The organism is Cupriavidus sp. 05T313, assembly GCF_056396665.1.
The window spans coordinates 32,409-44,882 of record NZ_JBFTLX010000028.1; the positions used below are offsets into that span (position 1 = coordinate 32,409).

Here is a 12,474-nt window from a genome sequence, read left to right on the forward strand (position 1 = left end):
CCGATGACCACATCCACAGCCACGCCCGGCCACACCGGGCGCGTCTACCGTTACTACGACCTCGTGATGGTGGCGTTCGTCACGGTCCTGCTTTGCTCCAATCTTATCGGCGCGGCCAAGGCGGCCCAGGTCACGCTGCCGTGGATCGGCCCGGTGACCTTCGGCGCGGGCGTGCTGTTCTTCCCGATTTCCTATATTTTTGGCGACGTGCTGACCGAGGTGTACGGCTACGGGCGCGACCGCCGCGTGGTCTGGGCCGGCTTCGCCGMCCTGGCGTTCGCCACCTTCATGAGCCTGGTGGTGCTGAAGATGCCGGTGGCGCCCTTCATGGGCGACTACCAGAAGAGCCTGGAAGATGTCTTCGGCAATACCTGGCGCATCGCGCTGGGCTCGCTGATCGCGTTCTGCTGCGGCAGCTTCGCCAACAGCTACGTGCTGGCCAAGATGAAGCTGTGGACCGAAGGCCGCTGGCTGTGGACGCGCACCATCGGCTCCACGCTGGCCGGTGAACTGGTCGATTCCTCGCTGTTCTACGTGATCGCCTTCTACGGCATATGGCCGCTGGAAAAGGTGATCCAGGTGGCCATCGCCCAATACATCCTCAAGACCGGCTGGGAAGTGGTGATGACGCCGGTCACCTACAAGGTGGTGCGATTCCTCAAGCAGGCCGAACGCGAAGACTACTACGACCGCAACACCAATTTCACGCCCTTCCGCCTGCGCGTCTGACGGGCAGCGGCCAGCGGGGCTAAGGGACCCGGCGGTCGACTTCGTCCAGGGTCAGCGCTTCGAGGTGGTCCACGTCGGCCCATTGCATGACCGTCAGCCGCACGCTGTCGCAGCGCAGGCGGTTGATGCTGGCGTTGAGCAGTTCATGTCGCCGCGGCGCTTCCAGCGTCATGTCGTTGGCCTCGCGGTACAGGCAGTCCAGCACACCGCCGTGCGCCACCAGGGCGATGCGCTCGCCGGGATGGCGGCGCCCCAGCGCCAGCGCGGCTTCCACCGCGCGCTCATGGAAGGCCAGCAAGGACTCCCCGCCATCGGGCGCATAGTCCGGGATGCGCGCCTGCCACCTGGCGAAATCCTCGGGCAATTGTTCGGCCACTTCCGCGTAGGTCATGCCTTCGAGCGCACCGTAGCAGCGTTCGCGCAGACGGGGATCCGGCTGCACTGCGAGGCCGAGCGCCCCGGCCAGCGGCTCCGCCGTCTGCATTGCGCGCGACAGGTCGCTGGCGTAGACCGCGTCGATGGGCTCTGCCGCCAGCGCCCGGGCCAGCGCATCTGCCTGTGCCACGCCAGTGGCGTTGAGCGGGATGTCGAGCTGCCCTTGCAGGCGCCGCTCGCGGTTCCAGGCGGTCTCACCGTGACGAATCAGGATCAGGTGGGTGAAGGCCAGCGAATGCGGCCCGGGCAATTGCGACATGCCGTTTCCTTTACGCGACGCYACGCGGTCTCGTGGCGGCCCTGGCAGACAGTACCTTCGCACCGCCTGCCGGTAGCTTACTGTGCCGGGTGGCCGGCGAGCTTCGGATTGAGGGTATAGGTGCCCGTGATCGCTGCCTGCGCCAGTACGTGGCCCTGGATCGCTTCGCGCACCTGCGCCCCCGTGAAGGTGCCATCCAGCGGCAGGCGGTCGAGGTCAAGCGCGTAGACGGTGAACACGTAGTGGTGCACCAGGGTGTCGTTCCACGGGGGGCAGGGGCCGTCGTAGCCGTAGTAATCGCCCTTCATGTCCGGGTCGCCGGCGAACCAGCCGGTGTAGTCGTTCACGCCGTGGCGCAGGCCGCCCGCGGCGGCGGTGCCGCCGGTTGCCTCGGGGCCCGGCTTGCCGCGAGCGATCACGCCATCGCTGTGGCTGCCGGCCGAAATCGTGCGCAGGCCGGGCGGAATATCCACCAGCACCCAGTGGAAGAAGTCCACGCGCGGCAGCGAGGCGGGCACTTCGCGGCCTTCCTGGTTGACGTCATCGCCACGGCTGGGCACGTCGCGGTCATGGCAGATCACCACAAAGGAGCGCGTCTCGGCCGGGGCCTCGTCCCAGTGCAGGTCGGGATTGCGGTTGCTCGACAGTGTCACGTGCGTGGCGGGATCGATCGCACAGAAGGCGAATTCGACGGGAATGGGCCCGTTGTCGGCAAAAGCCTTGCTACAGAGTTTCATGTGTCTCTCCTTGCTGGTAGGCGCCGCGCGCAGCGCGGCGTGCGGGATCAGGCCGTGGCCGGTCCCGGCGGTGAGGTAAGGCGGTAGCTGAGTTGTAGCAGGCCGTCGTCGAAAGCGCGATGCGCCTCCAGGCGCCAGTCCGAACGCCCGCTGCCGGTGAACAGGGCAATGCCCTGCCCCAGCACGACGGGATGGACGAACAGTTCCATCGCATCGACCAGGCCGGCGGCCAGGCAAGCCTGCGCCACCTGCGCGCCGCCGAGCAGCCAGATGTGCCCGTCGCGGTCCTTGTGCTCATGCTTGAAGCGGGCCAGCCATTGCTGCACCGGCTCGGCCTCCTGTTCGATCCGCCAGGGTCCGCCTTCGGGCCGCGCTAGCGGTTCGGCGCTGCTGCTGAACACGTGGAAGGGGCGGTCGCCATAGGACCACGGCCCAAAGCCGAGGCTCTGCTCGTAGGTGACACGGCCCGACACGATACGGTCGACGCTGGCGAGGAAGGGCTCGAAGCCGTAGTCGCCGGCGGTAAACAGCCAGTCCACCCCGCCGTCGGGCGAGGCAATCATGCCGTCGAGGCTGGTGGCAATGAAAAGGGTAACGGTCTGGGTCATCGGCGATCCTGTGGGCGCGGCGGCTACGGCATCAGCGCGCGGCGGCGGGCGGTACCCGCAGCCAGAACGTGACGGGCCCGTCATTGACCAGGCTGACTTGCATCATGGCGCCGAACTCGCCGGTCTGCACCTCGCCATGCGCAGCGCGCGCCCTGGCCACGAAATGGTTGTACAGGCGTTCGCCGTCCGCCGGCGCCGCGGCCGGGGTGAAGCTTGGCCGCGTGCCGCTGTTGGTATCGGCGGCCAGCGTGAACTGCGACACCACCAGCAGGCCGCCGCGCGTACCGCGGCCATCGATGTCCTGCACCGGCAGGTTCATCTTACCGTCGGTGTCGGAGAATATGCGGTAGGCCAGCAACTTGGCGAGCAGGCGCTCGGCCTGCGCCTCGGTATCGCCGCGCTCGGCGCACACCAGCGCCAGCAGCCCGGCGCCGATCTCGCCGGTGGTCCGTCCGCCGACGGTGACGCGGGCCTGTGCGACCCGCTGGATCAGCGCGATCATGCGCGGTTCCCGGCCGGGCTCAAGCCAGCGTCACGCGCGCGAAACGGCGCTTGCCCACCTGTACGACATAGGTGCCGGCAGCCACCTTCAAACCCTTGTCGCTGACGATGGCGCCGTCGATCTTGACGCCGCCCTGCTCGATATTGCGGTTGGCTTCCGAGGTGGACGGCACCAGGTTGGCCTGCTTGAGCAACTGGGCGATACCCAGCGGTGCGCCGATCAGGCTGACCGCGGGGATATCGTCGGGCACGCCGCCGCGCGCGCGGTGGTTGAAATCTTCCAGCGCGCGGTCTGCATCGGCGGCGCTGTGGAAGCGCGTGACGATCTCCTGCGCGAGCATCACCTTGCAGTCGCGCGGGTTGCGGCCCAGGGAAATCTCCTGCTTCATCAGGTCGATCTCGCTCATGGGCCGGAACGACAGCAGCTCGAAGTACTTCCACATCAGGTCGTCAGAGATGCTCATCAGCTTGCCGAACATCTCGCCCGGCGCTTCGGCCACGCCGATGTAGTTGCCCTTGGACTTGGACATCTTCTCCACGCCGTCCAGGCCCACCAGCAGCGGCATGGTCAGGATGCACTGCTGCTCCTGGCCGTATTCCTTCTGCAGTTCGCGCCCGACCAGCAGGTTGAACTTCTGGTCGGTGCCGCCAAGCTCCAGGTCGGCCTTGAGCGCGACGGAATCGTAGCCCTGCATGAGCGGATAAAGGAACTCATGCACCGAAATGGGAATCCCAGTGCGGAACCGTTTGGTGAAGTCGTCGCGCTCCATCATCCGCGCCACGGTGTACTTGGCGGCCAGCTGGATCATGCCGCGCGCGCCCAGCGGGTCGCACCACTCGCTGTTGTAGCGGATCTCCGTCCTGGCCGGATCGAGCACCAGGCTGRCCTGGCTGTAGTAGGTCTGGGCATTCGCCTCGATCTGCTCGCGGGTCAGCGGCGGACGGGTGGCGTTGCGCCCGGAAGGATCGCCGATGGTGGAGGTGAAGTCGCCGATCAGGAAAATCACCTGGTGGCCCAGGTCTTGCAACTGACGCAGCTTGTTGAGCACCACCGTGTGGCCGATATGGATATCGGGCGCGGTCGGGTCCAGGCCCAGCTTGATGCGCAGCGGCACACCGGTGGCCTCGCTGCGCGCGAGCTTCGCCAGCCATTCGGATTCGACCAGCAGTTCGTCGCAACCGCGTTTGGACACCTCCAGCGCGTGCATCACGGAGGGCGTGAGGGGGTAGGAGGTGGCAGCGCCGGAGGAAACTTCAGTCATGACGTAAGTCTTTGAAAAACATGAAAATTCAGACGGGGCTCAAAAACGGCTTGCGGCCGGTTTTGGTATAATCCGCGCTTCTTGTGCTGACGGGAACAATCCCGTGGGCCAACCGCCATTCTAGGCGGCAAACCAATATGGCAGGCGCCGCACCTCGGGGGAGGAAGGCAGACGAGGCAAAAAATCGTCGCGGCAGCGCAGCCCGAACCAAAGAGTGAATTTTACGTGATGTGGTCCAGACTCCGCGAAGTTTTCGCGCGTGAGCTGGTGGTTCTAGTCGATCCGACCAATGCCCTGCACGCCCGAAGGCGCAAGCAGTTGACGGCAGCGGTTGGCACGGTGTTCACGCTGGGCATGGCCGCCGCCATGGGCGTGGCCCCCCGTAACGCTTACGACGACCCCCAGGCTCCACGTGTACGGGAGGCCATCCGGCTGCCGGATTTGCGCGCCCAGCTAGAACAGCTTACCGAAACCGACGCCACCTTTGTGCGCGAGGAGCGCATGCAGCGCGGCGATACCATTGCCAGCCTGCTCAAGCGGCTCGGCGTGGACGACCCCGATGCGCAGGCCTTTATCCGCCGCAACACCACGGCGCGCGGCCTGTTCGAGCTCAACCCCGGCCAGACCGTGCAGGCCGAGGTCGACGAGAACAACCTGCTGATGTCGCTGCAGGCCAACCTCGGAGGTGACGCAAAGGCCTCGCGCGAATTGGTCATCGAGCGCGTCGGCGACGACGAACCGGTCTACAAGGCGCGCGTGCAATCGGTGAAAAACGAACTGCACTACGAGATGCTGTCCGGCGCGATCGCCACAGGCGGCTTCTTCAAGGCCATGGATGCGGCCAGCGTGCCCGACGACATCGTGCAGCAGATGCTTTCGATCTTCTCCGGCGTGATCGACTTCCATCACGACATCACCAGCGGCGACCGCTTCCGCATCGTGTACGAAGCCGGATTCCGCGACGGTACTTTTGTGCGCAATGGCCGGGTGGTCGCGGTCGAGCTGATCAACAACAACCAGCTGCACCAGGCGCTCTGGTATGCCCCGGAAGGCAGCACGCAGGGCGCTTACTACACTTTTGACGGTCGCAGCATGAAGCGGCCGTTCCTGCGCTCGCCGGTGGMGTTCTCGCGCGTATCGTCGGGCTTCGGCGGACGCGACCACCCGCTGCACCATCAATGGGCACAACACAAGGGCGTGGACTTTGCCGCGCCTTCAGGCACCAAGGTCATGGCCGCGGGCGACGGCCAGGTCGAGTTTGTCGGCCAGCAGAACGGTTACGGCAACATCGTCATCCTCAAGCACCATAGCGGTTACTCCACCTACTACGCCCACCTGTCCGGCTTTGCCAACATGCAGCGCGGGCAGCGCGTGTCGCAGGGGCAGGTCATCGGCTACGTTGGCCAGACCGGCTGGGCCACCGGCCCGCACCTGCACTATGAGTTCCGCGTCAACGACGTGCCGCTGAACCCGCTGGCCATCGCCGCGCTCGACACGCCCGCGCTGTCGGGCCCGGCGCGCCAGCAGTTCCTGAGCTATACGAGCGAGATGCTGAGCCGCATCAACGCGCTGCGCACCTACAACGTGGCTTCCGCCAACAACTAAACGAGCCGCAGCCAGCATGCAGACCGCACCCCCGGATTGCTTTATCGGCATCATGTCCGGCACCAGCATGGACGGCGCGGACGGCGTGCTGGTGGATTTCTCGGGACCGCGTCCCGCGGTCCTCGCGGCCGCCCACCAGCCCTTCCCGGCCGAACTGCGCGAGGCCTTCGCGGCGCTGCAGCAGCCAGGCGACGATGAAATACACCGCGAGGCGCTGGCCGCCAACGGGCTGGCGCGCGTCTATGCCGCTTGTGTGGCGATGCTGCTGCGCGATGCCGGCATGGCACCGTCCGCCATCGCGGCGATCGGCGCGCATGGCCAGACCGTGCGCCACCGGCCCGGCCTCTACGACGGCATCGGCTACACGCGCCAGAGCCAGCAGCCGGCGTTGCTGGCCGAGCTTGCCGGTATCGATGTGGTGGCCGATTTTCGCAGCCGCGACGTGGCCGCCGGCGGCCAGGGCGCGCCCCTGGTACCTGCGCTGCACCAGGCCCTCTTCGGCGATGCAGCCGAGACGCGGGTGGCCTGCAATATCGGCGGCATTTCCAATATCAGCGTGCTGCCGGCCGCTGGCGAAAGCGATGCGGCACGTCCCGTCACCGGCTTCGACTGCGGTCCGGGCAATGTGCTGCTCGACTACTGGATCGACCGGCACCACGGCCTGCCCTACGACGCCGACGGCGCCTGGGGAACCAGCGGCAAGGTCGACCAGGCCTTGCTGGCGCGCCTGCTTGCCGAGCCCTACTTCAGCGTGGCCCCGCCCAAAAGCACCGGCCGCGACCTCTTCCATCCCGCCTGGCTGGAGAGCCATCTCGCCCAGCTCGGCCAGCCGCTTGATCCCGCCGACGTGCAAGCCACGCTGGCCGCGCTGACGGCCGAGGCCATCGCCCGAGATGTCCGCGCGCACGCGCCCGACGCCATGCGGCTGATCGTCTGCGGCGGCGGCGCCCGCAATAGCTTCGTGATGGCGCTGCTCGCGCGGGCGCTCCCCGGCGTGACGGTGCAAAGCTCGGACGACCTGGGCGTACCGGTATCGCAGGTGGAAGGCATCGCCTTTGCCTGGCTGGCGCGCCAGATGCTGCGGCGAGCACCCGGCAATGTGCCGACCGTCACCGGCGCAGCCGGTCCGCGCGTATTGGGCGCGCTCTACCCGCGATAGCACGCGGGCATCTGCGCCGCTATGCCGGCTCGGCGTGCCCCGCCTCGTAAACCCACTGGATGAACGCTTCGGCGACCGGCGAAGGCCGCATTGCCGGCGAACGCGCCAGCACTACGCGCTGGGGYGTCACGGCTTCGCGCAGCGGCAGGCAGACGATGGGTCGGCCGTCATAGCTGTGATCGCCCGCCGGCCGCGTGCAGGACAGGGCTACGCCATAGCCATGCGCCACCAGCCCGCGCTGCATCTCGAAGGTCTGGGTGTACTGGTGCAGTTGCGGCCGCAGGCCATGTGCCCAGAACAGCGAGAGGAAGTACTCGCGTGTCTGCGCGATGTCCTCCAGGATCAGCCGCTCGCCCGCCAGGTCCTTCAGGCTCACGCTCGGCTGCCCGGCCAGCGCATGGCCGGCGGGCAGCAACGCGTAGGGCTCCAGCCGGGCCAGTATCCAGCGCGGGATGCGCTGGTCGAAACCCAGATCGTAGGTCAGCGCCAGTTCCGCCTTTCCGGCAGTGAGCGCGCGGTGCACCGTGGCCAGGTCGGCTTCGAACAGCGTGACGGCAACGTGCGGATGCAGGCGGCGGAATCCGGCCAGCAGCCGGGGCGCGTAATAGGCGCCGAGGTCCTGGAAACACGTCAGAGAAAGCTGCCCGCTCAGGCCACGCGCCGCCTCTCCGGCGCCCTCCGTGACCAGGCCGGCCGCCAGCGCCAGGATATCGCGCGCGCGCCCGAGCAACCGCTGTCCCGCCGGCGTCAATTCCAGCCCGCGGCTCACCTGACGCCGGAACAAGGTTTCGCCCAGCACCTCTTCGAGCTGGGCCACCGCCTGTGACACCGAGGGCTGCGATACGTGACGGGCGCGAGCCGCGGCGCTGATGCTGCCGTGCTCTGCGGCGGCGACGAAGTACTCAAGCTGGCGGAAGGAGAACGCGATCATGATTTCCTATACTACAACATAGGAAATATATTCTTTTCCTATTGATGCCCTGGCCCGATACTCGTCCCGGACCAGCCACCCAAGGGACCATCATGCAAATCACTGCAGACGACATCGAGACATACCAGCGCGACGGCGCCCTGGTACTGCGCGGCGCCTTCGCCGATTGGGTGACTTCGCTGCGTGAAGGGTTCGAGCAGAATCTCGCCGAGCCCGGCCCCTTCGCCATCGAGAACGTGGGTACCGGCGAACGCGGCCGTTTCTTCGAGGATTACTGTAACTGGCAGCGCATCGCGCCCTTCGCCCGATTCATCGAGCACTCCCCGGCCGCCGCGATCGCCGGGCAGATCATGCAGGCCGAGGCGGTCCAAGTGTTCCACGAGCACATCCTGGTCAAGGAACCCGGCACGGCCAAGCCCACGCCCTGGCACCAGGACCTGCCTTATTACTGCGTGGACGGATTGCAGACCGCGAGCTACTGGATCCCGCTGGACCCGGTCACCACGGCCAACACCTTGCGCGTGGTGCTGGGCTCGCACCGCTGGCCCAAGCTGGTGCGGCCAAAGCGCTGGGCCAGCAATGAGAATTTCTATGCCGGCGACGACCAGTTCATGGAGATGCCGGACGTGGACGACGGCAGCCACGCCATCCTGATGCCGGAACTGGAGCCGGGAGATGCCGTGGTATTCGACTTCCGCACGGTGCATGGCGCCGCGGGCAATGCCGGCACGGGGCGCCGCCGCGCCTTCTCGGCCCGTTTCCTGGGCGACGACGTGCGCTACCTGGAGCGGCCGGGGCGCACCTCGCCGCCCTTCCCCGGAATCGGACTGCGCAGCGGCGAGCGGATGCGCGAGGACTGGTTTCCGGTTGTGTGGCGCCGAGATCAATAAGCCGTCGGCGGTCCTGAGCAACAAAAAAGCGCACCGAGGTGCGCTTTTCTATTGCCGCCGAATCCGCGGCGCGCTGGCGAGCCTTACACCGAGAACGAAGAGCCGCAGCCGCAGGTGGTGCTTGCGTTGGGGTTCTTGATCACGAACTGGGCGCCGTTGATGTCTTCCTTGTAATCGATCTCCGCGCCCACCAGGTACTGGTAGCTCATCGAATCGATCAACAGCGTGACGCCGTTCTTGTCCAGCGTAGTGTCGTCCTCGTTCACCTCTTCATCGAAGGTGAAGCCGTACTGGAAGCCGGAACAACCGCCGCCCTGCACGAACACGCGCAGTTTCAGATCGGCATTGCCCTCTTCCTCGATCAACTGCTTGACCTTGTCGGCAGCGCTGTCGGTAAAGACGAACGGGGCCGGCATGTCCTCGGTAACGGGTGCCTCTGCGACTGCGTTCATGGGGTTCTCCTATTTAGATACGCCTGTATTTTAAGCGCTCTGGCAAGATCGTGCCGAAACCCTGTGAATTCAAGGGGTTCTGCTGCCCGGACTGACCGGAGATGCGGTATCAGGCGGATTCCTGCGCACCCGAGGCGAGGAGCAGGTTGGGGAGTGCCTTGGGTTCGCCGCCGCCCAGCGGCACCAGACGTCCCTCCACTAACGCGCCCTGGTGCATTTCGAGCGCAGCGTAGTGCACTTCACCTTGCACGCGCGCATGCGGTTGCAACTCCAGCAGTTCGGTAGCGTGCACCGGGCCGGTGACGGTACCGTTCAGGATCAAGTGGCCGACGCGGACTTCGCCCTCAACCACGCCTTTTTCGCTGATGACCAGCATGCTGGTCTGATCGGCGGCAGCCGTCACATTGCCGCGCACCCGTCCATCCAGGCGCAGACCACCCGAAAATGTCAGGTCGCCCTCGATCACGCTGTGCTGGCCAATCAGGGTATCGATCGCCAGGCCTTTCTTCTTGGAAAACAACATAGGTCCCTCTTCTCGTTGCTGGCCCAGCGCAAGCCTCACGGCATTGCCGTCTGGGTCGCGCGCAACTGACCGTTTTGCAAAATTCGTACTGTCACCGCCCGCGCCACGGCACCGGCGGGCAGCGCGAAAGCACCTTCGATCCGCTGGTAATGCGTCAGGCGCAAGCCCGGCAGCGCGCTGGTCCCGGCTTCGGGCAGGCTCAAAGTGACCGGATTGCCATCCCTCATCAGCGAAACGACCAACTGTAACTCACCCCGGAATTCAGGCAAGGATGAAAAAGCCTTGGATCCACCCTGCATTATCAGCAAGCGATAATGCATTTTCAGTGCGTCGGCCTCATCGAGACTGACGCGAAAACTCCGGACATGGATGCCGGAGGTATTGCCGCTGGCCGGCAACAGGCTTTCGAAGAAGGCCAGATCCTCCTTGACCTGGGCGACCTCGCCTTCCGCCGCCTTCAACTGCTGGGCCAGGCCTTCCTGGGCGGCACGCGCCATCTGCAGCTGTGCTTCGGCCGTATTGGCCACCGCCTGCAAGCGTTCACGCTGCGCCGCCATCGACGCCACCTGCTGCCGCAGCGCCGCGTTCTCCGCCGTGATGTCCGGTGCCGCGCCCGTCAGCCGCCGGCCGGCGTCATACGCCCACCCTGCGACAAGCGCCCCCACAACGACAACCAGGACCGCGGCCAGCGCGCGCATCGGCCACGGCAGATGCGAACGTACCGCCAGGCGCCTGGACAGCGAACTCCGGCGCGGGCGCGGCAAACGGTACTTCATGCGCCACGGGTGCACAGCGCAGGCAGGCCGGCGCGGTGCGGGTTGTCTGGCCAACGGTTCATCGGCGGGTTCTCCGGGCGACAGGAGCAGGGATTGTATCCGGGGAGATGCAAAGTATTTGTAAAAGGTGGTTAAAACCCGTCATTGAGCGCAACTCCCGCGTCTTGCAGCCAGGCACGGCAAAAAAAAACCGCACGGCGAACCGTGCGGTTTTTTTTGCGCAGCCAGATCCGGTTGCACCGGATCCGCCGAACACACATTAACGCTTCGAGAATTGCTTCCGACGACGCGCCTTGTGGAAACCAACCTTCTTACGTTGACCTTGATGTCGAAGGTCTCTACGTTGGCAGTCAGTTCGAGCGGYTGGCGCACGATCATCAGCGAGGTTTCGCGAGCGAAATATTCACTGATGGGCTTGCCGTTGACGATGATATCGCCCTTGCCCGACTTGATGAAGACGCGAGCCACGGCGCTCTTGCGGCGGCCAGTACCGTAATTCCAATTTCCGATCATGGATGGCCCCCTTAGATTTCCAGCGCCTTAGGCTGCTGTGCTTCATGCGGATGATCAGCTTCGGCGTAAACCTTCAGCTTCTTGATCATTGCATAGCCCAGCGGGCCCTTCGGCAACATGCCCTTGACAGCTTTTTCCAGGGCGCGGCCCGGGAAACGCTGCTGCATCTTGCCAAACGTCGTTTCGTAAATGCCGCCCGGGTAGCCCGAGTGACGATAATACTTCTTGTCGGTTTCTTTGGTACCCGTGACACGCAGCTTGGCTGCGTTGACGATGATGATGTAATCACCCGTGTCGACGTGCGGAGTAAATTCCGGCTTGTGCTTGCCGCGCAGTCGGCGTGCCACTTCGCTGGCAACACGGCCGAGGACTTTGTCCGTCGCGTCAATCACGTACCAGTCGCGCTTAACCTCTGCAGGCTTTGCGGAAAAGGTCTTCATGATTTTTCCTGAGACTTTGTAGAACCTGCCCGAAACATGACTTGCGTCGTCGGTCGACCCTTAGGATCTGACCTTCCTGCTTGTGTGTGCAGGCTCTCCCTGAATTCTTTCCCGCGGGCATGACGGAAAAGCCGACGAGTATACTGCGGAATCAGGCACAAGTACAAGCAAAGTTGGGGGATTGCGTCAAGATGGTGCCATCCCTGCCGCCGGTGGTTCGTCGCCAAACCGATGGCGACGGCCAGAAGCAGCGCAACGAGCACTTGGCTGGCCCGGCGCGCTTGCGCCGGCGGGCGCAGAATAAAAAAAACCCAAGCTATCGAGCTTGGGTTTGAATCCACCAAAGGAGGAGGGTGGAGGAGACACTGGGAGATCGACGGGGCTGGCTCGTGGTGCGGTTCGCTTTCGCACTCTGCGGCGCCGTGTGCGCCGTCGTTCAATGATTCAAATTATACACGAGCGCCTTCGCAGCGCAAGGGAATTTGCAGTGCGAAATGTCATTTCGCATTGTAAAAAATTGTCAGAGCACAGGATTTTAATTTTTATCCAATAAAATCAAATGCTTAGATGAAACGTACACTGTCATCGTACTGTCATCTTAGAGGAAAACTTCAGTTTTCGGCAAAATAGCCGAATTACGGCACTTCCGGACAA

The 12,474-nt window shown here is 64.8% G+C and carries 15 protein-coding genes; 4 read left to right on the forward strand and 11 right to left on the reverse strand.

Annotated features, from left to right (window positions below; translation table 11 throughout):
• The first annotated feature begins 3 nt into the window (after nucleotides 1-3).
• Nucleotides 4-729 carry a queuosine precursor transporter gene (locus AC1DKD_RS09390; protein WP_477143207.1) on the forward strand — a complete coding sequence of 242 codons (726 nt, stop codon included), beginning with the start codon at nucleotides 4-6 and terminating at the stop codon, nucleotides 727-729.
• A 19-nt stretch (nucleotides 730-748) separates the two neighbouring features.
• On the opposite strand, the gene AC1DKD_RS09395 is transcribed toward AC1DKD_RS09390, so the two are convergent.
• From AC1DKD_RS09395 to tyrS, 5 genes are all read right to left on the reverse strand, one after another.
• Entirely contained in the window at nucleotides 749-1,423 is a 675-nt protein-coding gene (locus tag AC1DKD_RS09395; RefSeq protein ID WP_441629148.1) for a histidine phosphatase family protein, read from the reverse strand.
• Nucleotides 1,424-1,500: 77 nt separating this feature from the next.
• A complete protein-coding gene (locus AC1DKD_RS09400) occupies nucleotides 1,501-2,160 on the reverse strand; it encodes a YbhB/YbcL family Raf kinase inhibitor-like protein (RefSeq protein ID WP_441629150.1) in 660 nt (219 codons plus the stop codon).
• Between the two features lie 47 nt (nucleotides 2,161-2,207).
• Complete coding sequence (locus AC1DKD_RS09405) at nucleotides 2,208-2,768, reverse strand: dihydrofolate reductase family protein (RefSeq protein WP_441629152.1); 561 nt, start codon at nucleotides 2,766-2,768, stop codon at nucleotides 2,208-2,210.
• A gap of 31 nt (nucleotides 2,769-2,799) precedes the next feature.
• Entirely contained in the window at nucleotides 2,800-3,270 is a 471-nt protein-coding gene (gene dtd / locus AC1DKD_RS09410; protein WP_441629154.1) for a D-aminoacyl-tRNA deacylase, read from the reverse strand.
• 19 nt (nucleotides 3,271-3,289) lie between these two features.
• Nucleotides 3,290-4,531 (reverse strand): tyrosine--tRNA ligase, encoded by a 1,242-nt coding sequence (gene tyrS / locus AC1DKD_RS09415; RefSeq protein WP_477143208.1) that lies wholly within the window; start codon nucleotides 4,529-4,531, stop codon nucleotides 3,290-3,292.
• Nucleotides 4,532-4,759: 228 nt separating this feature from the next.
• On the opposite strand from tyrS, the gene AC1DKD_RS09420 reads away from it, so the two are divergent.
• Together AC1DKD_RS09420 and AC1DKD_RS09425 are read left to right on the forward strand one after the other, a co-directional pair.
• Entirely contained in the window at nucleotides 4,760-6,136 is a 1,377-nt protein-coding gene (locus AC1DKD_RS09420; protein ID WP_477143209.1) for a peptidoglycan DD-metalloendopeptidase family protein, read from the forward strand.
• Nucleotides 6,137-6,152: 16 nt separating this feature from the next.
• Nucleotides 6,153-7,295 (forward strand): anhydro-N-acetylmuramic acid kinase, encoded by a 1,143-nt coding sequence (locus AC1DKD_RS09425; protein WP_441629158.1) that lies wholly within the window; start codon nucleotides 6,153-6,155, stop codon nucleotides 7,293-7,295.
• Between the two features lie 19 nt (nucleotides 7,296-7,314).
• Here the strand turns inward: AC1DKD_RS09425 and AC1DKD_RS09430 are convergent, their stop codons facing one another.
• The gene (locus AC1DKD_RS09430) at nucleotides 7,315-8,226 is read right to left on the reverse strand and encodes a LysR substrate-binding domain-containing protein (RefSeq protein ID WP_477111575.1); all 912 of its coding nucleotides are present in this window, start codon (nucleotides 8,224-8,226) and stop codon (nucleotides 7,315-7,317) included.
• Nucleotides 8,227-8,318: 92 nt separating this feature from the next.
• On the opposite strand from AC1DKD_RS09430, the gene AC1DKD_RS09435 reads away from it, so the two are divergent.
• Nucleotides 8,319-9,116, forward strand: coding sequence for a phytanoyl-CoA dioxygenase family protein (locus tag AC1DKD_RS09435; protein WP_441629162.1), 798 nt, complete (start codon nucleotides 8,319-8,321; stop codon nucleotides 9,114-9,116).
• An 83-nt stretch (nucleotides 9,117-9,199) separates the two neighbouring features.
• Here the strand turns inward: AC1DKD_RS09435 and erpA are convergent, their stop codons facing one another.
• From erpA to rplM, 5 genes are all read right to left on the reverse strand, one after another.
• A complete protein-coding gene (erpA, locus tag AC1DKD_RS09440) occupies nucleotides 9,200-9,568 on the reverse strand; it encodes an iron-sulfur cluster insertion protein ErpA (RefSeq protein WP_017225530.1) in 369 nt (122 codons plus the stop codon).
• A 109-nt stretch (nucleotides 9,569-9,677) separates the two neighbouring features.
• Entirely contained in the window at nucleotides 9,678-10,091 is a 414-nt protein-coding gene (locus AC1DKD_RS09445; RefSeq protein ID WP_045237844.1) for a bactofilin family protein, read from the reverse strand.
• 35 nt (nucleotides 10,092-10,126) lie between these two features.
• Nucleotides 10,127-10,789, reverse strand: coding sequence for a DUF6776 family protein (locus AC1DKD_RS09450; protein ID WP_477103879.1), 663 nt, complete (start codon nucleotides 10,787-10,789; stop codon nucleotides 10,127-10,129).
• 219 nt (nucleotides 10,790-11,008) lie between these two features.
• Nucleotides 11,009-11,380, reverse strand: coding sequence for a 30S ribosomal protein S9 (gene rpsI, locus AC1DKD_RS09455; protein WP_477143210.1), 372 nt, complete (start codon nucleotides 11,378-11,380; stop codon nucleotides 11,009-11,011).
• Between the two features lie 11 nt (nucleotides 11,381-11,391).
• Nucleotides 11,392-11,820 (reverse strand): 50S ribosomal protein L13, encoded by a 429-nt coding sequence (gene rplM, locus AC1DKD_RS09460; RefSeq protein ID WP_017226025.1) that lies wholly within the window; start codon nucleotides 11,818-11,820, stop codon nucleotides 11,392-11,394.
• Nucleotides 11,821-12,474: the final 654 nt, after the last annotated feature.